This window comes from Pseudomonas sp. B2M1-30 (assembly GCF_025447575.1).
Lineage (GTDB): Bacteria > Pseudomonadota > Gammaproteobacteria > Pseudomonadales > Pseudomonadaceae > Aquipseudomonas > Aquipseudomonas botevensis.
The window spans coordinates 155140-181233 of the sequence record NZ_JAOEJT010000012.1 but is presented as its reverse complement, the minus strand read 5'-3'; the positions used below and the strand labels follow the sequence as shown (position 1 = coordinate 181233).

24 protein-coding genes are annotated in these 26094 nt (G+C 61.9%); 12 read left to right on the top strand and 12 right to left on the bottom strand.

The window, feature by feature from the left end:
• Window positions 1-35 precede the first annotated feature (35 nt).
• The 3 genes from N8H74_RS22115 to N8H74_RS22105 all read left to right on the top strand — a co-directional run bounded on the left by N8H74_RS22115 (window position 36) and on the right by N8H74_RS22105 (window position 2504).
• The gene (locus N8H74_RS22115; protein ID WP_217834088.1) at window positions 36-377 is read left to right on the top strand and encodes a metalloregulator ArsR/SmtB family transcription factor; all 342 of its coding nucleotides are present in this window, start codon (window positions 36-38) and stop codon (window positions 375-377) included.
• A gap of 72 nt (window positions 378-449) precedes the next feature.
• On the top strand, window positions 450-1694 hold the full coding sequence (locus tag N8H74_RS22110; protein ID WP_262150276.1) for an FAD/NAD(P)-binding oxidoreductase: 1245 nt from the start codon (window positions 450-452) through the stop codon (window positions 1692-1694).
• A 9-nt stretch (window positions 1695-1703) separates the two neighbouring features.
• Window positions 1704-2504, top strand: a complete 801-nt coding sequence (locus N8H74_RS22105; RefSeq protein ID WP_262150274.1) for a sulfite exporter TauE/SafE family protein — start codon at window positions 1704-1706, stop codon at window positions 2502-2504.
• A 45-nt stretch (window positions 2505-2549) separates the two neighbouring features.
• Here N8H74_RS22105 and N8H74_RS22100 read toward each other — a convergent pair whose 3' ends face one another.
• Complete coding sequence (locus N8H74_RS22100) at window positions 2550-3500, bottom strand: polysaccharide deacetylase family protein (protein ID WP_262150272.1); 951 nt, start codon at window positions 3498-3500, stop codon at window positions 2550-2552.
• 196 nt (window positions 3501-3696) lie between these two features.
• Here N8H74_RS22100 and N8H74_RS22095 point away from each other — a divergent pair, with 196 nt between their 5' ends.
• Window positions 3697-5352 (top strand): MFS transporter, encoded by a 1656-nt coding sequence (locus N8H74_RS22095; RefSeq protein WP_262150270.1) that lies wholly within the window; start codon window positions 3697-3699, stop codon window positions 5350-5352.
• Window positions 5349-6491: an HlyD family secretion protein gene (locus N8H74_RS22090; RefSeq protein WP_262150268.1), complete on the top strand. Its 1143-nt coding sequence runs from the start codon at window positions 5349-5351 to the stop codon at window positions 6489-6491. Before N8H74_RS22095 ends, N8H74_RS22090 begins: the two co-directional genes overlap by 4 nt.
• Window positions 6492-6493: 2 nt before the next feature.
• On the opposite strand, the gene copD is transcribed toward N8H74_RS22090, so the two are convergent.
• Genes copD through N8H74_RS22075 form a run of 3 tightly spaced genes read right to left on the bottom strand, consistent with a single transcriptional unit; the run spans window position 6494 to window position 8199 of the window.
• Window positions 6494-7351, bottom strand: a complete 858-nt coding sequence (copD, locus tag N8H74_RS22085; RefSeq protein WP_262150266.1) for a copper homeostasis membrane protein CopD — start codon at window positions 7349-7351, stop codon at window positions 6494-6496.
• A 3-nt stretch (window positions 7352-7354) separates the two neighbouring features.
• Window positions 7355-7717, bottom strand: coding sequence for a copper homeostasis periplasmic binding protein CopC (gene copC / locus N8H74_RS22080; RefSeq protein WP_217834094.1), 363 nt, complete (start codon window positions 7715-7717; stop codon window positions 7355-7357).
• 47 nt (window positions 7718-7764) lie between these two features.
• Window positions 7765-8199 (bottom strand): GNAT family N-acetyltransferase, encoded by a 435-nt coding sequence (locus tag N8H74_RS22075; RefSeq protein ID WP_217834095.1) that lies wholly within the window; start codon window positions 8197-8199, stop codon window positions 7765-7767.
• Between the two features lie 146 nt (window positions 8200-8345).
• Here N8H74_RS22075 and N8H74_RS22070 point away from each other — a divergent pair, with 146 nt between their 5' ends.
• Window positions 8346-8966 carry a TetR/AcrR family transcriptional regulator gene (locus N8H74_RS22070; protein ID WP_038365564.1) on the top strand — a complete coding sequence of 207 codons (621 nt, stop codon included), beginning with the start codon at window positions 8346-8348 and terminating at the stop codon, window positions 8964-8966.
• A 230-nt stretch (window positions 8967-9196) separates the two neighbouring features.
• Here the strand turns inward: N8H74_RS22070 and preA are convergent, their stop codons facing one another.
• From preA to hydA, 3 genes are all read right to left on the bottom strand, one after another.
• Window positions 9197-10471: an NAD-dependent dihydropyrimidine dehydrogenase subunit PreA gene (preA, locus tag N8H74_RS22065; RefSeq protein ID WP_262150262.1), complete on the bottom strand. Its 1275-nt coding sequence runs from the start codon at window positions 10469-10471 to the stop codon at window positions 9197-9199.
• Entirely contained in the window at window positions 10472-11839 is a 1368-nt protein-coding gene (locus tag N8H74_RS22060; RefSeq protein WP_262150259.1) for an NAD(P)-dependent oxidoreductase, read from the bottom strand.
• Between the two features lie 157 nt (window positions 11840-11996).
• Window positions 11997-13436, bottom strand: a complete 1440-nt coding sequence (hydA, locus tag N8H74_RS22055; protein ID WP_217834098.1) for a dihydropyrimidinase — start codon at window positions 13434-13436, stop codon at window positions 11997-11999.
• A gap of 622 nt (window positions 13437-14058) precedes the next feature.
• On the opposite strand from hydA, the gene N8H74_RS22050 reads away from it, so the two are divergent.
• Together N8H74_RS22050 and N8H74_RS22045 are read left to right on the top strand one after the other, a co-directional pair.
• Window positions 14059-15543 carry an NCS1 family nucleobase:cation symporter-1 gene (locus tag N8H74_RS22050; protein ID WP_262150257.1) on the top strand — a complete coding sequence of 495 codons (1485 nt, stop codon included), beginning with the start codon at window positions 14059-14061 and terminating at the stop codon, window positions 15541-15543.
• Between the two features lie 67 nt (window positions 15544-15610).
• Window positions 15611-16894: a Zn-dependent hydrolase gene (locus N8H74_RS22045; RefSeq protein ID WP_262150255.1), complete on the top strand. Its 1284-nt coding sequence runs from the start codon at window positions 15611-15613 to the stop codon at window positions 16892-16894.
• A 68-nt stretch (window positions 16895-16962) separates the two neighbouring features.
• On the opposite strand, the gene N8H74_RS22040 is transcribed toward N8H74_RS22045, so the two are convergent.
• The gene (locus N8H74_RS22040; protein WP_217834101.1) at window positions 16963-17172 is read right to left on the bottom strand and encodes a hypothetical protein; all 210 of its coding nucleotides are present in this window, start codon (window positions 17170-17172) and stop codon (window positions 16963-16965) included.
• A gap of 254 nt (window positions 17173-17426) precedes the next feature.
• On the opposite strand from N8H74_RS22040, the gene N8H74_RS22035 reads away from it, so the two are divergent.
• The 3 genes from N8H74_RS22035 (at window position 17427) to N8H74_RS22025 (ending at window position 21003) form a co-directional block, all read left to right on the top strand.
• Window positions 17427-18920, top strand: a complete 1494-nt coding sequence (locus N8H74_RS22035; RefSeq protein WP_262150253.1) for a helix-turn-helix transcriptional regulator — start codon at window positions 17427-17429, stop codon at window positions 18918-18920.
• Window positions 18921-19114: 194 nt separating this feature from the next.
• Window positions 19115-19375: a DUF1652 domain-containing protein gene (locus N8H74_RS22030; protein WP_262150251.1), complete on the top strand. Its 261-nt coding sequence runs from the start codon at window positions 19115-19117 to the stop codon at window positions 19373-19375.
• A gap of 1031 nt (window positions 19376-20406) precedes the next feature.
• Window positions 20407-21003, top strand: coding sequence for a TRIC cation channel family protein (locus N8H74_RS22025; protein ID WP_262150250.1), 597 nt, complete (start codon window positions 20407-20409; stop codon window positions 21001-21003).
• Window positions 21004-21045: 42 nt separating this feature from the next.
• On the opposite strand, the gene N8H74_RS22020 is transcribed toward N8H74_RS22025, so the two are convergent.
• Complete coding sequence (locus N8H74_RS22020) at window positions 21046-21813, bottom strand: SDR family oxidoreductase (RefSeq protein WP_262150249.1); 768 nt, start codon at window positions 21811-21813, stop codon at window positions 21046-21048.
• A gap of 38 nt (window positions 21814-21851) precedes the next feature.
• Window positions 21852-22919 (bottom strand): phosphotransferase family protein, encoded by a 1068-nt coding sequence (locus N8H74_RS22015; protein ID WP_262150247.1) that lies wholly within the window; start codon window positions 22917-22919, stop codon window positions 21852-21854.
• 190 nt (window positions 22920-23109) lie between these two features.
• Between N8H74_RS22015 and N8H74_RS22010 the strand changes: the two genes are divergently transcribed.
• Window positions 23110-23505, top strand: coding sequence for a DUF4280 domain-containing protein (locus N8H74_RS22010; protein WP_007958887.1), 396 nt, complete (start codon window positions 23110-23112; stop codon window positions 23503-23505).
• 1 nt (window position 23506) lies between these two features.
• Here N8H74_RS22010 and N8H74_RS22005 read toward each other — a convergent pair whose 3' ends face one another.
• Window positions 23507-24049, bottom strand: a complete 543-nt coding sequence (locus tag N8H74_RS22005) for a toxin-antitoxin system YwqK family antitoxin (RefSeq protein WP_262150244.1) — start codon at window positions 24047-24049, stop codon at window positions 23507-23509.
• 12 nt (window positions 24050-24061) lie between these two features.
• A complete protein-coding gene (gene tssI / locus N8H74_RS22000) occupies window positions 24062-26071 on the bottom strand; it encodes a type VI secretion system tip protein VgrG (protein WP_262150242.1) in 2010 nt (669 codons plus the stop codon).
• Between the last annotated feature and the right edge of the window lie 23 nt (window positions 26072-26094).

The window sequence follows — 26094 nt, the reverse complement described above, 5'->3', positions numbered from 1 at the left end:
TTCGCAGCTTAAGTGACGTTGAAGGCATCCTGCAAATGCAATCCAGTCTGACCGAATGTGAAGTCGCCCAATTGCGCGCCTCGGCCTCCAAGGCCTGCGCGTTGCTCAAGGCCCTGGCCAACGAGGATCGGCTGTTGATCCTGTGCCAGTTGACCCAGGGCGAACGCAACGTCGGCGAACTGGAGAAAATGACCGGCGTGCGCCAGCCGACCCTGTCCCAGCAATTGGGCATCCTGCGTGATGAAGGGCTGGTCGCGACCCGACGTGAAGGCAAGTACATTTTTTACGGTCTCGCCAGTCATGAAGTGATCCAGGTGATGAAAACCCTCTCCGGGCTGTACTGTGGAGCGGTGCTCAAGAGTTGGATTCAGTCCTGATTTCATCCAAAAGCCACCCTTCCCACATCGGGTGGGTGGTGACTCCTTGCATGCGGCAATAAGGAACAAACAATGAACGATCAACACTGGGGGCCATCCATCAGTGCGGACATCGTGGTCATCGGCGGCGGCACTGCCGGCATCGGTCTTGTCGCCAGCCTGCTCAAGCGCGATCCGCACTTGAACATCACCGTGATCGAACCGGGCACCCATCATTACTATCAACCGGCGTGGACGCTGGTCGGTGGTGGCGCCTACAACGTGAAGGACACCGCCCGGCCGATGTCATCGGTGCTGCCACGCCAGGCAACCTGGGTGCAGGCCGCCGTGACCGGCGTCGATCCGGACAAGCGCCGCCTAACCCTGCATGACGACCGCACCGTCGGCTATCAGAGCCTGATTGTCTGCCCCGGCCTGCGCCTGGCGTGGGAGAAGATCGAAGGTTTGCAGGAAAGCCTCGGCCAGCACGGCGTGACCTCCAACTACAGCTACCAGCACGCGGCATACACCTGGGATCAGGTGCAGAAACTGCGCGGCGGCAAGGCGCTGTTCACCCAGCCGCCGATCCCGATCAAATGCGCCGGGGCGCCGCAAAAGGCGCTGTACCTGTCCTGCGATCATTGGCGCAAGACCGGGGTTTTGAACAAGGTCGAGGTTGAGTTCAACCTGGCCGGCGCGGCGCTGTTCGGTGTGCCGACGTTTGTCCCGCCGCTGATGAAGTACATCGAGAAATACAACGCCCGCCTGGCCTTCAACGCCAATCTGGTCAAGGTCGACGGCCCGGCGCGAACCGCATGGTTCGACGTGAAGGACGCCGACGGCAACGTCACCCGCCAGGCGAAAACCTTCGACCTGTTGCACGTCGTGCCGCCGCAGGTCGCACCGGATTTCATCGCGCACAGTCCGCTGGCCGATGCCGCCGGCTGGTGCGAGGTCAACCCGCACACCATGCAGCATCCGCGTTTTCCCGAGGTGTTTGCGCTGGGTGACATTTGCGGCACCAGCAATGCGAAGACGGCAGCGGCCGTGCGCAAACAGATCGTGGTGGTCGCGGAAAACCTGCTGGCCCAGCGTAAGGAGCTGGCGCTGCCGCTGAAGTACGACGGCTACGGTTCCTGCCCGCTGACGGTGGAGAAGGGCAAGGTGATCCTCGCCGAGTTCGGCTACGGCGGAAAATTGCTGCCGACCTTTCCCCTCGACCCGACCGTGCCGCGTCGTTCCGCCTGGTGGCTGAAAGCGACGTTGCTGCCGTGGTTCTACTGGAACGGCATGCTCAAGGGCCGCGAGTGGCTGACGCGCCTGTCTCAAGTCGACTGAGAAATCACTATGTTGCTGGCAAGTCTGTTTGGCGTGGTGATGGGGTTGATTCTGGGGCTGACCGGGGCCGGCGGCGGCATTCTCGCGGTGCCGGCACTGGTACTCGGCCTGGGCTGGAGCATGACCCAGGCGGCACCGGTGGCGTTGTTCGCGGTGGGCAGTGCGGCGGCGGTCGGTGCCATCGACGGTCTGCGTCATGGCCTGGTGCGTTATCGCGCGGCGCTGCTGATCGCGGCGCTCGGTGCGGTGTTTTCGCCGGTGGGCATCTACTTCGCCCATCAGATGCCGGAAAAGATCCTGATGATTCTGTTCAGCCTGCTGATGGTGATGGTCGCCTGGCGCATGTTGCGGCGCGAGCGTCAGGAGCAAGGGCCGAGTGACCACGGGCACGCCAGTTGGGGGCAGAAAAACTGCATGCTCAATCATGAAACCGGACGCCTCGCCTGGACCGCCAAATGCACCGCAACCCTCGCGGCGCTGGGCGCGGTCACCGGGGTGGTGTCGGGGTTGCTCGGGGTGGGTGGCGGGTTTCTGATCGTGCCGGCGTTCAAGCAACTGACCGATGTGCAGATGCGCGGCATCGTCGCCACGTCGCTGATGGTCATCAGCCTGATTTCCGCGATTGGCGTGGTCGGAGCGTTTCATGCCGGTGTGCGGATCGACCACCTGGGCGCGGCCTTCATCGTCGCCAGCATTGTCGGCATGATCATTGGTCGCAAGCTGTGCGCGAGGGTGCCGGCGCGGGCGTTGCAGGTGGGATTCGCCAGTGTGTGCCTGGTGGTGGCCGGTTATATGTTGCTGCGCGCGTGAATCGTTAGCAGAGAAAAAATCGCAGCCCTGGCTGCGATTTTTTTGTCACTGGTTATACGCCGCCTCCGTGTTGTCGATCAGCGGGTTTTTCTCGGTCAGGACAATCTGGGCAATCTTGTCCTTGCGCATGAATGTCACCTTCGGACGGGATTGCGCATAACGGATAAAACGCTCCATGGCCTCGACCATCGCCGGGGTGCCGCCAATACGGTCGTGCAGACTCACCGACATCATGCGCCGCTTGCTCGCGCCTTCGGCGTAGAGGCGATCGAATTCCAGCACCAGTTGTTGGTAGAACTGCTCGGCGGAGAAGTGCCGACCCTCGACCAGCACGATGTCGTTGTTGCGCAGGGTGTACGGCACTACGGCGAATTTGCGCCCGCGAACCATCGTCACGAATGGTTCGTCACGGCTGACGTCGTCGATGTGATAGGTGAAGTTCAGATCCTGCAGCACCTTCAGCGTGTTGGGGCTGCGCCGTAGCCAGTTGGCGTTGTAGCCGACCGAGCGCTGACCGGTAATTTTTTCCACCGCCGCGACGCCGTCGCCGATGAACTGTTTTTCCTGGGCGTAGTTCATGTTGTACGAATCGGCCCAACGCATGCCGTGGGCCGCCAGTTCATGACCGCGCTCGGCAATCGCTTTGGCCAGTTCCGGGTGCTTGAGCGCCGCTTCGCCAACCACGTGGGAGGTGACTTTGATGCCGGTGCGATCCCACAGATCGAGCATGCGCCACAAGCCTTCCTTGTAGCCGTAATCGAACCAGGTCTGCGCCGGCAGATCCGGATAACCTTTTGGCAGCGGTGTACCGGAGAACGGGCTTTCTGCGCCTTCGGGCTGGCCGCCGGTTTCGAATTGCATCGACACCGAAATCACCAGTTGCGAGCCATCCGGCCACGGGCGTTCCTGGGCGAAGGCGAGGGCGGGCAGCAACAGCGCGGCGGCCAGCAGGTTTTTCAGCAGACGCGGGGAGCGTTGCCAGCGGGGAGTGGTCATAACGGGCACCTTGCGGGTTGAGAAGTGCTGCAAGGTTGGCATTCGCCAGGCCCGGGAAAAATCCGCTGCGGGCGAGATGACTTTTAAACAAAATTTACCAATCCACCCCAAACCCGTGTGAGCAAGCACCCACAGGGATATGTGTTTGGCTGCCGTTTTGCGGCAAACTCAAGCCATCACCGTACAAGGCCGATCAATGAACCAATACGCCCCGCGCAACTGGCAGCCGCACGAGAAGCCCAGTCTGCCCGGTTCCCCTTCGACGCCGCTGCACTCCAACCCCAGGCGCCTGGCCTATGCGCTGGTCGGGTTGCTGGTGGCGTTGACCGGCGGGTTGGGCAATTCGCTTGTAGTCGCCAACCTGCCTTACCTGCAAGGTGCACTGGGGGCGACCACCGCCGAGATGGCCTGGTTGCCGGCGGCGTATGTGATGACCAACGTGTCGATGAACCTGCTGCTGGTGAAGTTTCGCCAGCAGTTCGGTTTGCGGGCGTTCACCGAGGTGTTTCTGGTGTTGTATGCGCTGGTGACCTTCGGCCATCTGTTCGTCAATGACTTGAATTCGGCGGTCGCCGTGCGTGCGGCCCACGGCATGGTCGGCGCGGCACTCAGTTCACTGGGCCTGTATTACATGGTGCAGGCGTTCCCGGCCAAATGGCGGATGAAGGCGCTGGTGCTGGGCCTTGGCACCTCGCAACTGGCCTTGCCGCTGGCGCGGCTATTCTCCGAAGACTTGCTGCAGATCGCCGAATGGCGCGGCTTGTACCTGTTCGAATTGGGCATGGCGCTACTGTCGCTGGGCTGTGTCCTGATGCTCAAGCTGCCGCCAGGTGACCGGTTCAAGACTTTCGAACCTCTTGATTTCCTCACCTTTGCGATCCTGGCCAGCGGCGTGGCCTTGCTGTGCGCCGTGTTGTCCCTCGGCCGGATCGACTGGTGGCTGGAGGCCGACTGGATCGGCATCGCCCTGGCCGCGTCGATTGCCCTGATTCTGGCTGGGCTGGCCATCGAACATAACCGCAGCAACCCGATGCTGATGACCCGCTGGCTCGGCAGCGGGGTGATGATCCGTCTGGCGCTGGCGGTAATCCTGATTCGCATGGTCACCTCGGAGCAATCCACCGGCGCCGTGGGCTTCATGCAAAACCTGAACATGAGCAGCCAGCAGCTTCATAGCCTGTACGTGGTGATGCTGATCGGCAGCGTCGCCGGTCTGCTCACCAGTGCGCTGACCATCGACCCGAAACACCTGCTGATGCCGCTGATCGTTTCGCTGGCGTTGATGGCCACCGGCTCGATCATGGACAGCTCATCGAACAACCTGACCCGCCCCGGCAATCTGTATTTCAGCCAATTCCTGCTGGCGTTCGGCAGTACCTTCTTCCTCGGCCCGACCATGGTGCTGGGTACTCGCAACGTGCTGACCAACCCGCGCAACCTGGTGAGCTTTTCGGTGTTGTTCGGGATCTGCAACAACCTCGGCGGCCTGATCGGCGCGGCGTTGCTGGGGACGTTCCAGATCGTGCGCGAGAAATTTCATTCCAGCCACATCGTCGAGCAACTGGTGATGTCCGACCCGCGTGTCGCTGCGCGGGTACAGAGCGGCGGTTCGGCGGTTGGTTCGCTGATCGCCGACCCGAGCCTGCGCAATCTGGCGGGCATTCGCAGCCTGGCCAACGCGGCCACCCGCGAAGCCAACGTGCTGGCCTATAACGATGTGTTCATGCTGATCGCGGTGATCGCGATCCTGACCATGATCTGGATTTCCATCCGTGCGCTGTGGCTGATCAGCACCACTAGAGCCGTCGCCCCGACACCTTCCGTACCTTCCAGCGGTGCCACTTCTTCATGACCGAACCGACTACCACGACCACCAATGCCATCGCCGCCATCCCTGAAGGCGTGGCGCCGCCGTCATCAACGAACACCGAGCCGCGCTCGTTGCGGGTGCGGATCATCTCGTCGCTGGGCTTTGCCGCGATTGCCATCGTCGGCGTGTTGATCGTGCTCTATGCCTGGCAGTTGCCGCCGTTCAGCAGTGCGGTCGAGACTACTGAAAACGCCCTGGTGCGCGGGCAGGTGACGATCATCGGCCCGCAGCTCAGCGGTTATGTGTTTGAAGTGCCGGTACAGGACTTCCAGTTTGTGAAGGAAGGGGATTTGCTGGTGCGTCTCGATGACCGCATCTATCAGCAACGCCTCGACCAGTCGCTGGCGCAACTGGCGGTGCAAAGGGCCTCGCTGGCCAACGTCGTGCAGCAGCGCAACAGCGCCGAAGCGACGATCAAGTTGCGGCAGGCGGTGGTGGCCGACAGCGAAGCGCAGCTGCGCAAAAGCGAGGCGGATCTGCGGCGCAACAAGGCGCTGGTCAACGACGGTTCCGTGTCCAAGCGCGAGATGGACGTAGCGCTGGCCGCCAACGCGCAAAGCATTGCGGCGGTGGCGCAGGCCAAGGCCAATCTGGAAATCGCCCGGCAGGATCTGCAAACGGTGATCGTCAATCGTGGCTCTCTGGAAGCGGCGGTGGCCAGCGCCGATGCAGCGGTGCAACTGGCGCGGATCGATTTGTCCAACACCCGGATCATCGCCCCGCGTGACGGTCAGCTCGGGCAGATTGGCGTGCGTCTCGGCGCCTACGTCAACTCCGGGGCGCAGTTGATGGCGCTGGTGCCGAACCAGAAATGGGTGATCGCCAACCTCAAGGAAACCCAGATGGACAATGTGCGAGTCGGGCAGCCGGCGAGCTTCACCGTCGATGGCTTGAACCACCGCAAATTCACCGGCCACGTGCAGCACATCTCGCCGGGCACCGGCTCCGAATTCGCGTTGTTGCAGGCCGACAACGCCACCGGCAACTTCGTGAAAATCGCCCAGCGGGTGCCGGTGCGCATCACCATCGATCCGGATCAGCAGGAGAGCGAGCGCTTGCGGCCGGGGATGTCGGTGGTGGTCAGCATTGATACGGCGGCGGGTGATACCCAGAAACACTGACCTCAGACGGCGATCATCGGCGGCAGGGTGCCGAGCACAGAAACCGCCGCCACGGCGCCGATCCCCAGCAGCCATTCGAGCATGACGCTGCGCTTGAGGGCGTTGATCCGCTGTTCGCAATCGTTGATCCGCAGGCGATTGAACAGCGCCAGTGCAAGCATGCCGAATACTAGCAGCGCCTTGATCAACAGGATCAGGGCGAACCCCGAGAACAGCTGCGTCGGCCACCATTGGCCGGTGAGCACGCGCACGTTGATCAGCCCGGTGATCAGCAGGCCGGCGACCAGCCCGTAACCGAGCCCGCTGAATCGCTGCAAGACTTCGCGCACGGGATGTTCGGGTTGGCGCAGGATCATCACCAGCATCAGCAGGCCGCCGAGCCAGGCGCCGACGCAGGTGAGATGAATGACTTGGTTGAGGATCAGCAGTTGCCCGCTGAGGCCGTCGAACATGGCGCCGTGACCGACCGGCGCCAGCGTCATCAGCAGCAGCGCGCTCAAGCCCAGTCGCAATGGCCGGTTCGAACGCCACGGCGTAAACAGCAACGCCAGCAACAGGGCGTTGATCAACAGATGCCAGCGCCAGACCTGACCGAAAAACGTATGACCGAGGACCAGCTCGACGGTGACCGGATCAAACGCGTCCGCCGCCGAACCGGCCATGCTTGCGGTAATCAACAACGCCCAGATGACGCCGCTGGCCAGGGCAATCGCCGCCAGCCAGCGGGTCAGTCGCGCCAGGTGCCGATCCAGTTCCGGCGCTTCACCCTTGAGCAGCAGCGGCCTGAACAGCCAGGCTCCGAACAGCATCAAGACCACGGCGAAATGCAGGAATCGGCACAGCACCAGCGCTTCGCTCATGAATTACTGGCCGACCTTGAACTGATAGGCGCCTTCGCTCTTGTGTGTATCGACCGATACCGCGTGCCATTCGACTTTGTATTCGCCAGCGGTCAGTGGGGCTTCGGGGGTGACGATCAGGGTTTTCTTGTCGCCTTCGGTGGTCAGCGGTTTGACCGCTACCGGCGCGCCGTCATGGGTGATGACGACCTTGGTGAAAGCGGCTTCGACGCCTTCGGAAAACACCAGGCGCAGGTCCGCAGGTGCGGTGACGGTGCTGTCGGCGGCCGGGGTCTGGCTTTTCAGGTGGGCGTGGGCGAAGGCCTGGGAAGTGACTGCCAGTGAAGCCAGCAGGGCGCCAGCGGTGAGCAGTTTTTTCATCGACATGGACAGGTTCCTTTCAGTGAAGTCGCGGGCTGAGTATAGAGCGCGAATCAGGCGCCTTTCAGACGCATGTGAATGACCGGGAATGGCCGGCCTTCGCCGTCGAGTGCCGAGCGGCTGATGTCTTCGAAACCGTAGTGCAGGTAGAAACCGTGGGCCTGCGGGTTCTGCTCGTTCACGTCGACTTTCAGCCGTGGCCGGGCCACGTGATCGAGCAGTTGCCGGCCAATGCCCTGACCTCGGAAGGCCGGGTCGATGAACAGCATCTGCACGGTGTCCGCGTCGGTGGCGATGAAACCGGCCGGGGTCTGGTCCGGGTTTTCCCAGACCCAGACATCGAGCGAGGGCAGGTAGGCGTCGCGCACCATCGGAAACAACCGGGAGATATCGTCTTCCGGGAGAAAATCGTGGGTGGCGCGGACTGAACGCTCCCACAGCGCGGCGAGTTGCGGATCGTCAGCGGCGATGCGCTTGCGAATGCTCATGGTGGTATTCCTTCAGCGGTTGCAAGGAGAAGGGGGGCGATCCTAAACCAGAAAACAGCCGGGGTGTGTGAAGAATCGTTCTCGGCTGTCGCCCCCGTGCCTGAGCGGATGCTAGTCTTCAACAACGTTGTCGTCAGGGAGCCCTCATGGGCAATCACAAGATCGAGATCCGTCGCAGTAACGTCGAGAAAATCCTTCTGGCGGCGGAAAAGGTGTTCGCCGAAAAAGGCTTCGGCGGCACCGCGATGGCCGACATTGCCGCCGAAGTGCAACTGCCGCGCTCCAACCTGCATTACTACTTCAGTACCAAGAGCGAGCTGTACAGCGCGGTGCTGTTCGACCTGCTGGAAGTGTGGAAACAGGACGCGCTGTGCTTCGAGATGTTCGACGATCCGCGCGTGGTACTCAGCAGTTATATCCGCGCCAAGATGAACCACTCGCGCAGCCGGCCGTATGGCTCGAAGGTCTGGGCCAATGAAATCATCCACGGCGCCCCGACCCTCGGTGAGGCGCTGGACGTCAGCCTGTACGACTGGGCGAAGATGAAAGAAGCGAAGATCCGTCAGTGGGTCGAGGACAAGCGCATTCTGCCGGTGGAACCGTCGAGCCTGCTGTACATGATCTGGGCGTCGACCCAGCACTACGCCGACTTCGATCATCAGGTGAATATTCTCAACGAGCATCAACCGCTGTCGGACATGCAGTTCGAGCGGGCGGTGCAGACGGTGACCAGTGTGATTTTGCGGGGGATCGGGCTGGAGCCTTGAGAGGCACAGACCCTCACCCCAGCCCCCTCCCGGAGGGAGAGGGGGCTGACCGAGGTGACTTGCGAGCTACATCGACCTGAACCACCGCGTCGATTGTGAATTCACAGCGAAGCTTGATTCTGGATTCAACGCTGCACGTTCAGGTCGGCGGAGTCCTGAAGCATCCCCAATCAGTTCCCTCTCCTTTTGGGAGAGGGCCAGGGTGAGGGGCTTGTGGATCTGCAGGCGATCTACAGAGCAACGTGATACGGATTCCTCGGATCATGGTTCCAGTCCAGAAACGGCTTGCCCGTCTCCATCGGCACCATCTCGATACAGTCCTGCACCGGGCAGGTGATCTGGCACAGATTGCAGCCCACGCACTCATCATCGATCACTTCATATTTGTGCGTGCCATCGGCCTGCCGCAGGCTACTGATCGCCTGGTGTGACGTGTCCTCGCAGGCAATGTGACAACGCCCGCAGCCGATGCACGCCGCCTGATCGATCTTGGCGATCACCTGATAGTTGATGTCCAGGTACTTCCAGTCCGTGGTGTTGCCCACCGCGCGCCCGGAAAACTCGGCGAGGCTGGCGTAGCCCTGACTGTCCATCCATCGCGACAGACCATCCTTCATCTCCTCGACAATCCGGAAACCATGCAGCATCGCCGCCGTACACACCTGCACCGCGCCGCTGCCCAAGGCGATGAACTCTGCCGCATCGCGCCAACTGCCGATGCCGCCGATGCCGCAGATCGGCAGGCCCTGGGTCTGCGGGTCGCGGGCGATTTCGGCGACCATGTTCAGCGCGATCGGTTTGACCGCCGAGCCGCAGTAGCCGCCGTGGGTGCTTTTGCTGCCGACGGTGGGCAGGGCGACCATGTGTTCGAGGTCGACGCTGGTGATCGAGTTGATCGTATTGATCAGCGACACCGCATCGGCACCTCCTCGGTGTGCGGCGCGGGCGGCGACGCGGATGTCGGTGATGTTCGGCGTCAGCTTGACGATCACGGGCAGCGAGCAATAGGTCTTGCACCAGCGCGTGACCTGCTCGACGTACTCCGGCACCTGGCCCACCGCCGCCCCCATGCCGCGTTCGGGCATGCCGTGGGGGCAGCCGAAATTCAGCTCGATGCCGTCGGCGCCGGTGGCTTCCACCAGCGGCAGGATGTGTTTCCACGACTCCTCGACGCACGGCACCATCAGCGACACGATCAATGCGCGATCCGGCCAGTCTTTCTTCACCTGGGTGATTTCCCGCAGGTTGATCTCCAGCGAGCGGTCGGTGATCAGCTCGATGTTGTTGATCCCCAACACCTCGCGGTTGGCGCCGTAATGCGCCGAGTAGCGCGACGACACGTTGACCGCCGCCGGGTCTTCACCCAGGGTTTTCCAGACCACGCCACCCCAGCCGGCCTCGAAGGCGCGCACCACGTTGTAGGCCTTGTCGGTCGGTGGCGCGGAGGCCAGCCAGAACGGATTGGGGGCTTTGATACCGGCGAAGACAATCGAAAGATCGGCCATTTACGCAGCCTCCACGTTGAGCATCAGTTGAGCATTGATGGCCTCGGCGGCCCGCTTGCCGTGTTGCACCGCTTGCACGGTCAGGTCCTGGTCGAGGCTGGTGCAGTCGCCGCCGGCATACACACCGGGAATGCTGGTGCGCAGGTTTTCATCCACCGCGATCCTTTCGCCCTGGCGCTTCAGCTCGCGGGCCATCGGGTCGGCGAGGGCGGTTGTGTCGAAGGCCTGGCCGATGGCCTTGAAGATCGCATCGGCCGCCAGCTCGAAGGTTTCGCCGGTGGTTTGCAGCCGCCCCTCCACCAGATGGGTACGGGCGAAGCGCATGCCGCGCACGTTGCCTTGGTCGTCGAGCAACACTTCGTCCGGTTGCGCCCAGGTCAGCAACCGCACCTGATTGGCCTTGGCGATGTCCTGTTCGTGACCGGTGGCACCCATGTCCGCCGTGCCCCGGCGATACACCAGATTGACGTCGCGGGCTCCGAGGCGGGCCATTTGCACGGCCATGTCGATGGCGGTGTTGCCGGCGCCGAGGACGATGCAGCGCTCGGCCAGCGGCAGTTGCGTCAGGTCATCGGCCTGGCGCAGTTCGCGGATGTAGTCGGTGGCGGCGAGCAAGCCCGGCGCGTCTTCGTGGGCCAGGCCCAGTTGTTTGCTGGCGTTGAGGCCGAGGCCGAGGAACACCGCGTCGAATTGCTGATGCAGTTCGCTGAGGGTCAGGTTGTCACCGAGCTTCTGGCCGTGGCGGATTTCGATGCCACCGATTTGCAGGAGGAAATCCAGTTCCTTCTGCGCATAGTCGTCCACCAGTTTGTACTTGGCGATGCCGTACTCGTTCAGGCCGCCAGCCTTATCCCGCGCTTCGAAAATCACCACGTCATGGCCGTGCATGGCACTGCGGTGGGCGCAGGACAAACCGGCCGGCCCGGCGCCGACCACGGCGATGCGTTTACCGGTGGCGGCGGCGCGCTGGAACGGATGCTCGCTGAATTGCGCGTTGTCCACGGCGTAGCGTTGCAGCAGGCCGATCAGCACCGGCGCGCATTCGTGGGCGTTGTTGCGCACGCAGGCCTGCTGGCAGAGGATTTCCGTCGGGCAGACTCGCGCGCAACTGCCGCCGAGGATGTTCGCCGAGAGGATTTTCTGCGCGGCACCGGGCACGTTATCCTGATGGATATTGCGGATGAACGACGGGATATCGATCTCGCTCGGGCAGGCATTCACGCACGGCGCGTCGTAGCAGTAGAGACAACGCGAGGCCTCCAGATGCGCCTGACGTGCGTTGAGTGGCGGCGCCAGATCGGTGAAATGGCCGGCGAGGGCGGCGGCACTTTCGTGCGGGTGCGGGAGATGGTTCAGGGTCTCGATCACGGTTTTATGCCTCACGGTTATTTGAGGTGCTGCCTCTGACGGGCAGTGGTTTACAGGTTGTCCGGACGGGCGTCTTCGCGAGCAAGCCCGCTCCCACAGGCGCAATGCATTTCAAATGTGGTAGCGGGCTTGTCCGCGAAGGCCGCAGGCCTCGAATTCAGCGTTTGACGGCAGTCGGGCGATGCAACTCCGCCCGCTTGCTCAGCAAATCAAACACCGCCGGATACGCCGGTCGCTCGATGTAGCGCCCGGCCCCGCGCTCGGCGCGCAGGTCGCCATCGGCCCAGACCACCCGGCCCTGGCTGACGGTATGGCTCGGCACGCCGTGCACGGTCTTGCCTTCGAAGATGTTGAAGTCCACTTGCTGATGGTGGGTCTTGGCGGAGATGGTGCGGGTGCCTTGCGGGTCCCACAGCACCAGGTCGGCATCGGCGCCGACGCGGATCGCACCCTTGCGCGGGTAGAGGTTGAAGATCTTGGCGGTGTTGGTGGAGGTGAGGGCGACGAAGTCCTGCATCGACAGCCGACCGCTGTTCACCCCTTCATCCCACAACACCGCCATGCGGTCTTCGATCCCGGCGGTGCCGTTGGGGATCTTGCTGAAATCGTCACGGCCAGCGGCTTTCTGTTCGGCACAGAAACAGCAGTGGTCGGTGGCGGTAGTGTGCAGATTGCCGGCCTGCAACCCGTGCCACAACGCTTCCTGATGGCCGCGCGGACGGAACGGCGGGCTCATCACGTAACCGGCGGCGGTCTGCCAGTCCGGGTGGCTGTAGACGCTGTCGTCGAGCAGCAGATGCCCGGCCAGCACTTCGCCGTAAACCGGCTGGCCCTTGCTGCGGGCGTAGGTGATTTCGTCGAGGGCTTCCTTGGTCGAGACGTGTACCAGGTACAGCGGCGTACCGAGTGTTTCGGCGATGCGGATGGCCCGGCTCGCGGCTTCACCTTCGACCTGCGAGGGACGCGACAGCGGATGCGCTTCCGGCCCGGTGATGCCCTGGGCCATCAGCTTGCGTTGCAGGTGATAGACCAGTTCGCCGTTCTCGGCATGCACGGTCGGCACGGCGCCGAGTTCCAGGCAGCGTTCGAAACTCGCCACCAGGGTGTCGTCGGCGGCCATGATCGCGTTCTTGTAGGCCATGAAATGCTTGAAGCTGTTGACCCCGTGATGGCTGACCAGCTCGGCCATTTCCTCGCGCACCTGCTCGCTCCACCAGGTGATTGCGACATGGAAGCCATAGTCCGACGCCGACTTCTCGGCCCAGCCCCGCCATTGGTGAAAGGCTTCGAGCAGCGATTGCTGCGGATTGGGAATCACGAAATCGATGATCGACGTGGTGCCACCGGCCAGGCCGGCGGCGGTGCCGCTGTAGAAGTCTTCGCTGGCGACGGTGCCCATGAACGGCAGTTGCATGTGGGTGTGCGGATCGATGCCGCCGGGCATCAGGTATTGGCCGCTGCCGTCGAGCACTTCAGCGCCGGCCGGAACATCCAGGTTTTCACCAATGGCTTTGATCACGCCGTCAGCGCAATAGACATCGGCGCGGTAACTTTCATCATGGGTAATAACGGTGGCGCCACGGATCAACAGAGACATTCCGAGTTCCTCGCAGGCATGACCGACTGGTGCCGGTTCTAGATGTTGTATTGATGCAGCGCTGATCGATGTATTCCTGTCAGCACTGTCAGGAATAAACGCTAGTCGCAGAATGATGATTGGGCAAGATTATTTTTTATAAGCTTATTCAATTATTAATTTATTGATAAATAACGATAAAAATCAAAAATCACCAAAATGGTGAGGCAGCTCACCATTTTGACGCACTTGACAGGATGGAAATATGGTCAAGATTTCCTATGTGAAATCAGCCGCTTGAACAGTGGCCGAAGGTTGATGTGTGACGATGAAAAAAGTGTGATGCACCAGTTTGAGTCCTGTCTATTCGGACAACTTGCCGACGTTTAGCCTGAGCGCCTGGAAAGTTGCCGGGGATTGAACGGGTAAATAATTAAAAACTGATAAACATCAGTTGCTTGAAATGCTTCAAAGGCATCGCCCAAGCCGCACGCGGAGAACCCGGCACGTAAATTGATGCCGCCGCTGACACCTTGGCCGGTGCATGAAAGTTGTCAGTTCCTCCGGCCATCGTCCGGTTTCCACGCTCGTGTGGCAGCCGTCTGGTGAGCAAAAAATAATCAGAAGAAACAGTGGAGCGGCCATGCAACAGAACAGATCGCAAGTGACCGAGCGCGACGGCTTGTTCGAGCTCGAAGCCGGCAGCGATGTCCTCGACAGTCCCCGATACAACCACGACATGGCACCGACCAAGGTGCGTGAACGAACCTGGAACAAATGGCACATCACCGCGCTGTGGGTCGGCATGTCGATCTGCGTGCCGACCTACACCCTTGGCGGGGTGCTGACTGCGTACTTCGGCCTGAGCGTCGGCGAGGCGCTGATGGCGATTCTGTTCGCCAACGTCATCGTCCTCATTCCCCTGACCCTCAACGCGTTTCCCGGCACCAAGTACGGCATCCCGTTTCCGGTGCTGCTGAGATCGTCGTTCGGCATTCTCGGCTCCAACGTACCGTGCCTGATCCGCGCGCTGGTGGCGTGCGGCTGGTTCGGTATCCAGACGATGTTCGGCGGTCTGGCGATTCACCTGTTTCTCGGCTCGGTGTTCGAGGGCTGGAAATCCCTCGGCGGCACCGGGGAGGTGATCGGCTTCATGATTTTCTGGGCGCTGAATCTGTGGGTGGTGATTCGCGGTGCCGAGTCGATCAAGTGGCTGGAAACCCTGTCCGCGCCGCTGCTGGTGGCGGTCGGCATCGGCCTGCTGGTGTGGGCCATGCCCAACGTGTCGATGAGCGAACTGCTGGCGATCCCGCCGAAACGGCCGGAGGGCGCCAGCGTGGTCAGTTACTTCGCCGCCGGGCTGACGGCGATGGTCGGCTTCTGGGCCACGCTGTCGCTGAACATTCCTGACTTCAGCCGCTACGCCCACAGCCAGAAGGATCAGATCCTCGGGCAGATTTTCGGTCTGCCGCTGACCATGTTCCTGTTCGCTTCGCTGGGTGTGGTAATGACTGCCGCGTCGGTGAAACTGGTGGGCGTCAGCGTCTCCGATCCGGTGTCGCTGATCGGTCATATCCAGAGCCCGGTGTGGGTCGCGGTGGCGATGGCGCTGATTATCATCGCCACGCTGTCGACCAACACCGCCGCCAACATCGTGTCGCCGACCAACGACTTCCAGAACATTGCGCCGAAAGCCATCAACCGCACCAAGGCAGTGATCCTCACCGGGCTGGCCGGTCTGTTACTGATGGGCCATGAGCTGCTGAAAAAACTCGGGCTGATCGTTTCCGATGTCAGTCTCGAAACCGTGTATTCGAACTGGCTGCTGGGTTATTCCAGCCTGCTCGGGCCGATCGCCGGGATCATGGTGGTGGACTATTTCCTGATCAAGAAACAGCAACTGGACCTGGCCGGGCTGTACCGCGATGACGTGTATCCGGCGTGGAACTGGGCCGGGTTCATCGCCTTCGGCGTGCCGGTGGTACTGACCCTGCTGTCGCTGGGTAGCGATGCGTTCAACTGGTTCTACAGCTACGGCTGGTTCACCGGTTCGGCGCTGGGCGGCCTGATTTATTACGGGTTGTGCGTGATGCGGGCGCAGCCTGATGCCGTGAAATCGGCGGTGTAGCGAGCGGCCCTTCACGGGCTTGCGGACACCGCAAAAACAGCCATAAGAAAAGCCTGAGGAGATCCCCATGAACGCAGCCGTAGACGTTCTGCAATCGACCCATCAGCACATCAATCGCGATCGCCTGTGGCAGTCGCTCATGGACCTGGCGCAACTCGGTGCCACGGTCAAGGGAGGCGTCTGTCGCCTGGCCTTGACCGACCTCGACCGCCAGGCCCGCGACCTGTTCGTGCAGTGGTGCAAGGACGCCGGTTGCAGCGTCACGGTCGATGAAGTCGGCAACATCTTCGCCCGCCGCCCCGGACGCAATCCGACCCTACCGCCCGTGATGACCGGTAGCCACATCGACACCCAGCCCACCGGCGGCAAGTTCGACGGCTGCTTCGGCGTGCTGGCCGGGGTCGAAGTGCTGCGCACCCTCAATGACCTGGGCGTGGAAACCGAAGCACCGCTGGAAGTAGTGGTCTGGACCAACGAAGAAGGTTCGCGCTTCGCCCCGTGCATGATGGGCTCCGGGGTGTTCGCGGAAAAATTCACCCTCGAAGAAACCCTGGCCAAGGTCGATGCCGAAGGCGTCACCGTCGGCCAGGCGCTGAATGCCATCGGCTATGCCGGGACGCGCAAGGTCAGCGGGCACAAGGTCGGTGCCTATTTCGAGGCGCATATCGAGCAAGGGCCGATTCTTGAAGACCAGCAGAAAACCATCGGCGTCGTACTCGGCGCCCTTGGCCAGAAATGGTTCGACCTGAAACTGCGCGGCGTCGAGGCCCACGCCGGCCCGACGCCGATGCACCTGCGCAAGGACGCCCTGGTCGGCGCCTCGGTGATCGTCGGAGCAGTCAATCGCGCCGCTCTTGGTCATCAGCCGCACGCCTGCGGCACCGTCGGTTGCCTGCAAGCTTATCCCGGCTCGCGCAACGTCATCCCCGGCGAAGTGCGCATGACCCTCGACTTCCGTCACCTGGAACCGGCACGCCTGGACTCGATGATCGCCGAAGTGAAGCAGATCATCGAAACCACCTGCCAACAACATGGCCTGACCTACGAACTGACCCCGACCGCCGACTTCCCGCCGCTGTACTTCGAAAAGGGTTGTGTCGAAGCCGTGCGTGGTGCGGCCAAGGGCTTGGGTCTGTCGCACATGGACATCGTCAGCGGCGCCGGCCACGACGCGATCTTCCTTGCCGAACTCGGCCCGGCCGGGATGATCTTCGTGCCGTGCGAGGGCGGCATCAGCCACAATGAAATCGAAAACGCTGCGCCGGATGATCTGGCGGCGGGGTGCGCGGTGTTGTTGCGGGCGATGCTGGCGGCTTCGGCGGCGGTGGCGGGTGGCAAGGCTGCGGCTTGAGTAACAGGCAAGCTCCTGCAGGGATTTGTGTTCAACCTGCAGGGGCTCGTTGGCGCGGGCAATCGCTGTCAGCCTGGTCTGACGGTTTTATTCGTGCTCCCTTGGCGACGCTCACTGCCATTGGGATTACCGGTGTCCAGCAATCGTCTTTCGACCATTACAGTCTCCAGCGCCTGGCGTTCGTCCGCGCCCATCTGGTGTTCGCGTTTTTTCAGCTCAAGCAGAATCGGCGTCGACCAGGTGCGGTAGGTCTGCTCGATGGTGTGGCGGGATGTCATCAGTCTCTCCTTGATCAAGAGCCCGCCTGCGGGCAGGGGCTCAATCCGATGAGGTACTAACGTTAGTCGAGAACTGCGTGGGGCGCGAATGGCCGGATGATTCCGGTGAGGCGACTTTTCTGGCCATGACATTCGGCCGCCTTCGCGGCCAAGTCCACTCTCACGGGGGCAATCCATGGGTGTCCCTGATGTGATCGGCACGATCACAAACGCCTGCGGTCGTACTTTCACACGCGAGCATTTGTGGAGGGCCAATGAGCCAGGACGTTCTGACCACCGAAACCAATCGCCGCCAGTTGCAGCAGATCATTGCGGGTCTGTCGGACGGGGTGATTCTGCTGGAACTCGACCAGAGCATTCTCTGGGCCAACGAAGCGGCGCTGCGCATGCATGGCGTCAATCGCGTCGGAGATCTGGGCCGCAATGCCCGGGAGTATGCCGAGCGTTTTCATTTGCGCTATCGCAACAACCACTCGCTGACGCCGGAGCAGTACCCGATCAGTCGGGTGGCGGCGGGGGAGGCGTTCAGCGATGTATTGGTGGAGGTGACGCCTCGGGATGACGAGCGCACCTGGGTCCATAGCGTGCGCAGCATGGTGTTGACCGATCGTGACGGTGAACCTGAGTCGCTGGTGCTGATCATGAGCGATGTCACCGACTGGGCGAACGCCGAGCAGCGCTTCGAAAAAACCTTCAACGCCAACCCGGCGCCGGCAGTGATCTGTCGCCTCAGCGATCTGCGCTACCTCAAGGTCAATTCGGGGTTCCTGGAGATGACCGGTTACAGCCGCGATCAGGTGATCGGTGCCTCGACCTATGAGCTGGATGTGCTGGAACAGGCCGAGCGGCGTGACCTCGCCATCGAGCGTTTGCGCAACGGTGCGACCATTCCGCAGATGCAGGCGCAACTGCGTTTGCCCGACGGCAGCAGCAAACAAGTGATCGTCGCCGGGCAAACCCTGCAACTGAACGATGAGGATTGCATGCTGTTTTCCTTTGTCGACATGGAGCTGCGGCACAAGGCCGAAATTGCTTTGCGCCAGAGTGAAGAACGCTTTGCCAAGGCCTTTCGTCTGACCCCGGTGCCGATCCTGGTGTGCAGCGCCGAAGAGCAGCGGGTGATCGACGTCAACCAGGCGTTTCTCGACACCCTGGCCTATGCGGGTGAAGAGGTGATCGGCAAAACGGTCGCCCAGCTTGAGTTCATCGATGACCAGGGTGAGCGCACGCGCCTGCTGGCGGCACTGGAGAAAACCGGCCGGGTCGATCGCGTCGATGTGCGGGTGCGGCGTAAGGACGCCGGATTGCTGGAGTGCGCGGTGTCGGCCGACACCGTGAGCATCGACGATGAGCTGTGCTACTTGCTGGTGCTGATGGACATCACCGAGCGCAAGCGGACCGAGCTGGAGCTGGTGGCGGCGATTGAAGAGGTGATGAAGGATGCGTCGTGGTTCAGTCGTACCTTGATCGAGAAACTGGCCAACGTGAAGAACGTCAACTCGCCGCAATTGCCCAGTGTTTCTTTCACCGACCTCACGGCGCGTGAGCGAGATGTGCTGGGGTTGATCTGCGAGGGACTGGCGGACAAGGAAATCGCCGCGCGGCTGAAGCTGGCGCCCAATACCGTGCGTAATCATGTGGCGACGGTGTATTCCAAGCTGGATGTGCACAGCCGCAGCGAGGCGATTGTCTGGGCGCGCGAGCGGGGGCTGTTTTCCAGCGAGCGGCGGCCCAAGGGCCAGCGCTAGAGTGCAAATGCACTAGGCGCCGGGGTGCAAATTCATGTGTTGGCACGCGGCTTCGATTCTTAGGCTGATGGGGTGCCTCGGTGGTCTGCGGATTGCCGTGGCGTCCCCTGTGAATCAGCTAAAGGAACAGCCGTTATGTGTCAGTCCCTGTTTTTCTGTTCGGGTCCGGGTCAGTGCCTGGCGAGGTTGCCGGGATGATTTATCTGGCGCAGTTGCGCGCGATGCTGGAGCGCAGTTTTTCGCCTCTGGCGTGTGAATGTTCGGTGGATGGGGATCATTCGTTGACGGTGAAGCTTTATCACCCGGCTTCGGGGCAGGTGGATCTGGTGGTGAGCGGGTTGAGCCTGGATGCCCTGCGGACGCCGGAGGCCATGGCGGGGTTGATTGACGAATTGCGCTATGAGTTGGGGAGTAATTCGTTGTCCGGGCCTCTGGGGGATCCTGATTTGGCTTGATCTTTTGATCCTTGGCGGCCTCTGGGCCGACCAGGTTTTGGGGTGTTTTGGGTGAATATCCGTTGCTTCGGGGGTTGCTGCTGGCGGTTTCGCCCTTACGGCGACTCCCTTTGGCAAACGCCCCAAAGGAAGCAAAGGTCTGGGCCCCGGCGTGCGGCCCCTCGCTTAGGCTCGGTGTTCCTTCGTTACGGGATTCATCCGGGGGCATCGCCTACGGTTTGCTGCGCTGCACCTCCTCTCGATGTGTTTGGCTTCGCCAAACGGTCGCTGCGCTCCCACCCCCGGATAAATCCCTCCACTCAGCCTGCCGAAGGGGCCGGCACGGCAAGATCAAAAGCGGCAGGCGAGCTGACACTCGGCCTAATAACGTCCGCGATCTGTTTTCGCTTTCGCTTTTGCTTTTGCTTTTGCTTTTCTGTGGGAGTGGGCTTGCCCGTGAAGGTGGCCTTCGGGCCGACCGGGTTTTGGTGAGGTACATATTCTTTACTGCCGATGTGGTCAGTTCCCTCTCCCTCCGGGCGGTCCGACGTTTCGGGAGGGCTAGGGTGAGGGCTGCGTCCTCAAGGGTGTTCAAAAACATCTGTCCCCACGAAAACACCCCACAAATCCCGAATCAAAATCGACAGCCCAATCCATCCCCTGTGGCCATTTCACTGGCGCTCACAAGCACCTCGGCTATAAAGAATGAGTGGGTAGGTTTCCGTTGCCAGGCGCTTATATGCGCGGTGGCGGGAGTGTGTTGTCCATTTATCGCGGGTCAGCCTATGAAGAGTCTTGGGAAACGCGTGTGTTCGCCGTTGGCGTGGGTGTTGGGTTTTGCGCTGTTGGGGGGGTGTGCCAGTCCGCCGCCGCCCCCGCCCGTGACGCCGCCACCGCCGCCGGAACGTACTTGCCAGGTTCTGGAAAATACTGAGGTCGCCGGGGATGTGTATGCCGATGGGCAGGTGACTCGGCACATCACCACGACGCGCTGCGTTACGCAGTAGCGGGCGGCGTTTGCGTTGAGGAGTCGGGTCGAGCGGATTGTGTTGGTGGCCGATCTGGTCGGCACTGCCGTGTTTTCCGTCGAAGGGGCGATTGCGGCGATGCGCAGTCAGCTCGATCTGCTCGGGGTGATGGTGATTGCGTTCATCGTTGCCCTGGGCGGCGGGGTGACCCGGGATCTGTTGATCGGTGCGACGCCGCCCAATGCGGTGGCCGACTGGCGTTATCCGGCGCTGGCGTTTGCCATGGGCGGGCTGGCGTTTGTTTTTCACGAGCAGGTGTTGGCCTGGACCGGCTCGACCCTGATTGTGCTCGACGCGGCGGGGCTGGCGCTGTTTGCCGTGGCCGGGGCGCAGAAAGCGTTGAATTTCGGGATCTCGCCGTTTGTCGCGATGCTCATGGGGACTGTCACCGGGGTCGGTGGCGGGGTGCTGCGCGATATTGTGCTGGCGCGGGTGCCGGTGGTGTTGCAGGCGGACTTATATGCCAGTTCGGCGTTTGTTGGCGCCGCGGTGTTGATCGTCGGGCGCAGGCTGGGTGTTCCGCCGGTGGCGGCGGCGTTGCTGGCGGGCGCGGCGTGTTTGTTGCTGAGGTTGTTGTCGGTGCATTTCGGCTGGCAGTTGCCGAAAGTGCTGGAGGCCTGAAAAAGGCAGCCCTTGGGCTGCCTTTTCTTTTGCGTCAGCGAATCAGGACAGGAAGCCACCGTCCACATTCAGCGAAACCCCGGTGGTGTAGCTCGACGCGTCGCTTGCCAGGTACAGCACCGCGCCGGCCATTTCGCTTGGATCGGCCACGCGCTTGAGCGGGATCTGAGTCAACGCCTGCTTCAGAATCGCATCGTTCTTCACCAGCGCCGACGCGAACTTGGTGTCGGTCAGGCCTGGCAGCAAGGCGTTGCAGCGGATGCCGAACTGCGCGCATTCCTTGGCGAACACCTTGGTCATGTTGATCACCGCCGCCTTGGTCACCGAGTAGATGCCCTGGAAGACCCCTGGCGAGATGCCGTTGATCGACGCGACGTTGATGATGCTGCCGCCACCGTTTTCGCGCATCAGCTTGCCGGCTTCCACCGACATGAAGAAGTAGCCGCGAATGTTCACGTTGACGGTTTTCTGGAAGGCGCTGAGGTCGGTGTCCAGCACGTTGCAGAATTGCGGGTTGGTCGCGGCGTTGTTGACCAGGATGTCCAGGCGCCCGAACTGTTCCTTGATCCCGGCGAACACCTGGCTGATCTGTTCCATTTCGCCGATGTGGCAGGCGATCGCAGTGGCTTTGCCGCCGGCGGCGATGATCGCGTCGGCGACGTGCTGGCAGCCTTCGAGTTTGCGGCTCGAGACGATCACGTGGGCGCCTTGCTGGGCCAGCAGTTTGGCGATGGCTTCGCCGATGCCGCGGCTGGCGCCGGAGACGAAAGCGATCTTGCCGTCGAGGTCGAACAACTGAGTCTTGGACATGGGATTCCCTTGTAGTAAGGCTTGTTATGGGGCCGCGATCAGAGGCTGGATTTGGCAATGACCTGCAGGCTCATCTGCTCCAGCAGTTTGTTCATGTGAATGAACTGCGCGAAGCGTTTGTCCTGGGTCTGGCCGTGGTAGAAGCGGTAGTAGATCTGCTGCACGATGCCGGCCAGGCGGAACAGGCCGTAGGTGTAGTAGAAGTCGAAATTGTCGATCTGGATGCCGGCGCGCTCGGCGTAGTAGTCGACGAACTCGCGGCGGGTCAGCATGCCCGGCGCGTGGCTCGGCTGGCGGCGCATCAGTTGCACCGGCGCCGGGTCATCGGCCTGGATCCAGTAGGCGAGGGTGTTGCCCAGGTCCATCAGCGGATCGCCGAGGGTGGTCAGTTCCCAGTCGAGCACGCCGATGATCTGCATCGGGTTGTTCGGGTCGAGGATCACGTTGTCGAAGCGGTAGTCGTTGTGGACGATGCTCGACGTCGGGTGGTCGGCCGGCATCTTGTCGTTGAGCCAGGCTTTCACCGCTTCCCAATGCGGCGCGTCCGGCGTCAGGGCCTTTTCGTAGCGCTCGCTCCAGCCTTTGATCTGGCGGGCGACGTAGCCTTCCGGCTTGCCCAGGTCGCCCAGGCCACAGGCTTGGTAGTCGACGCGGTGCAGCTCGACGAACTTGTCGATGAAGCTTTTGCATATGGCTTCGGTCTTCGCTGCGTCCAGGCCCAGTTCCGGTGGCAGGTCCGAGCGCAGGATGATCCCCTTGACCCGTTCCATCACATAGAACTCAGCGCCGATCACCGACTCGTCGATGCAATGGGCGTAGGCTTTCGGGCAATACGGGAAGGCGTCGCGCAACTGATTGAGGATGCGGAATTCGCGGCCCATGTCGTGGGCGGACTTGGCTTTCTTGCCGAACGGCGGACGGCGCAGGACGAATTCCTGTTCCGGGTATTCCAGAAGGTAAGTCAGGTTGGAGGCGCCACCGGGGAACTGGCTGATCCGTGGGGTGCCGGTCAGGCCCGGAATGTGCGCCTTGAGATACGGATCGATCAGGCTGGCATCGAGTTCTTCGCCGGAGCGGATACGGGTGGACTGGTCAGTAAGCGCCATGCTTATCCCTTCTGCTTATTTTGGAGGCCAGACATCATTGGCTAATCTAATGGCGCGCTCGGGTCGTCACAAGCGCGGTTCGGTCTTATAGGTTAGCGTGTTGGACGATAATCACCTTTGGGAATGTGCGCAGCGGCCCGCAGGCGACTAAGGTTTAGCACGAATGCCTTGTTCAGAAAGGAGCTTTGAAATGGGCTGCCCGCAAGTCTGTGCCAGCGCCACCCTGCAATGCAGTTTCGGTGCCGCGCCGGCGGTGCTCAACGTGTTGCCGGTCAACCGCACGCTGACCGGCGGAATGCCGGCGGCGAACATCATGGATCATATTCCGCTGGTCAACGTCACCACGTTCGGCATGTGCATGAGCATGGCCAATCCGATGGTCGCCGCTGCCACCGCCGCCGCGCTTGGCGTCCTGACGCCGATGCCGTGCATTCCGGCGACTGCCACGCCATGGATTCCCGGCGGTGCGCCGACCCTGCTGCTGGGCGGAATGCCGGCGATCGATGCCAACAGCACGTTGATGTGCAACTGGGCGGGGGTGATCAAGATTGTGATGCCGGGGCAGATGCAGATGTTGATTCCCTGAGTCAGACCTGCGCCGGATCCGTCCATTTGCGAAACCACCAGCGCACCCGGGAAATCGGCTTGCCATCGGCATCCAGTGGTCGCCCGTCCTCGGCAAACCCTTGCTCCGGCTCCATCAACTGGCCGTTCAGATACCGCGCATCCACCGCCGGTTTGCCGTTGGGATGAAAGCGCTGATAGCGCCCCTCACGCACGCCGTCGCGGTAGAACTCGGCTTCCGCCAGTTGCCCGTCGGGGAAGTAGTTGAACGCCTCGCCATGCAACAACCCGCGCCGGTAACTCGCCTTACGCTGTAAAAATCCCTCCGGCGCGTAGAAACTGGCGACACCTTGCAGCTTGTCACGCACGAACGGCATCTGCGCCGACACCTTGCCGTTGGGGTGATAGAGCAGGGACGAGCCCTGCAATTCTCCCTGGCTGTAATTCAGCTCCGCCTGCTGGCGACCGTCATCCTTGATGTTCAACGGACCGTCGAGTTGCCCGTCCTGCAGACGACCCTTGAGGTGTTTGTCATCCTGTTGCAGATCCAGCGGGGTGATCGCCATGGCTTCTCCTTGTCAGTTGACCTGTACCAGACCGCCCTTGATGGTCAGCATGCCGCCGCCATCCACGGTCTGCGAGGCGGCGCCCTTGTTGGTCAGGCTGATGCCGGCGTCGTTGGTCAGCGTCGTCCCGGCCTTGTTGTCCAGCGAGGTGCCGGCCTGGTTGGTCATGGCCGTTCCGGCCTTCTGGGTGATCGAGGTGCTGGCCGACGTTGCGAGATCGGCGCCGCTCTTGATCGTGAAACTGCCGCCGCTTTGCAGCGTCAACGTGCCGCTGACCTTGATCGTCAGGTTGCCGTCCACCGTCAGGCTGTAGTCGCCGGTGACTTTGTCGGTGTAGTTGCCGCCGGTGCTGTGGGTCTGGTCGGCGCCCACCTTCACCGTGCGGCTGTCCTTCACATCGAGTGAGTCGCTGCCGGTCTGGATGGTCACGCTGCGTTTGCCTTTCTCCAGCGTGACGGTTTCATCGCCGTCCTTCACCGTGCGGGTGCGGGCGTTCTGCACGGTGAGGGTTTCGTCGTGGCCGACGGTGGCGGTGGTGTCGTTGAGCACGTTGATCTTCAAGTCTTTTTGCGCTTGCAGAAACACCTCTTCGGCGTCTTTCTTGTCCTCGAAACGCAGTTCGTTGAAACCGCCGCCCCCTTTGGACGACTGGGTCTTGATTCCCGACTGGGTCTGGTTCGCGGGCAGTGCATAGGGCAGGGCGTTGTCGCCGTTGTACACGCAACCGGTCACCAGTGGCCGATCCGGATCGCCATCGATGAAGGTGACGATGACTTCCTGGCCGATGCGCGGCACGAACTGCATGCCGAAACCCTTACCGCTCCACGGCAACACCACGCGCACCCAGCAGGAACTGGCTTCATCGTTGTTGCCGTCGCGATCCCAGGGGAATTGCAACTTGATCCGGCCATACTCGTCGGTCCAGATTTCCTCGCCAGACTTGCCCACCACGATCGCCGTTTGCGGGTGCATGCGCGGTTTCGGCGTGAGCCGTTGCGGGCGAAACGGTGTGGCTTTGGGAATCGCCTCGAAGCGGTTGCGATAGTCGTCGTGGCTGACGTCATGGGTTACCCGCGTCACCACCCAATCGATGTTCAGGCTGGCATCGTCGTGGCCGTCGAGGGTGAACCAGTGGCCCGGCACCAGCCAGCGGCAATCGCTTTCACCGACGAAACGTTTCTCTTCGCTGCGCAAACCGTCGACCCGCTGCTTGGTCAACGCATCGCCCCGGGCCTTGGCGTTGTAGCCGCCCGGATGCTCATAGATCGAACGCGGCCCGGCCACCGCCTCGGCTTGATCGTAGAGCGAAGTGGTGGGTGTGGTGAATTCGTAATCCGTCGCGCGATACACGCCGGCTACCGCCTGCAAACACACCTGTCCTGCGCGAATGCCGTGCAACTCACGCTCGCCGAGTTCCTGGCCCAGGTACTTGACCTTCGGCCCGTTGGGGATCTGCACGAAGGCGTCATTGCTGTCCCCCAGCACCAGCGTATGGACGCCGTCGGCATGGGTGAAAAACCAGAAAATGCCTTCCTCCTCCAGCAGTCGCGAGACGAAAGCGAAATCGGTTTCGCCGTACTGCACGCAATATTCACGCGGGGTGTAGCTGCCACTCAGCGACAGTTTGAAATCGGTGAAACCGTGGGCCTTGAAGATCGTGGTGACGATGTCCGACGTGGCAAGGTTCTGGAACACCCGGTTATTGCTGGCCAGGGTCAGCCACCAGAGCCACGGCCTTAATATCAGTTGATAGCGCTCGGCAGTGGCATCGGCGGGGAGCTGGCGGATTTCAGCAACCAAGGCGTCGAACGGGCGCAGTTGGGCGTCGTTGTGCAGGGTGGTGGTGACGTGGGTGGCGATGGCGCTGGTCAGCGTCAGGGGCGCACCGTCGTTGATGCCGGTGAAGATTTGCGAACCCAGCGCATTCAGGGCTTCCTCACCGGACAGCGATTCAGGGAAAAGTGCCGACAGCGATGAGGCGGTGAGGGAGAGGCTGGTGGTGCTGTCGGTGGAGCGGGGCATCGAACGTCCTCAATGGCGGCGCG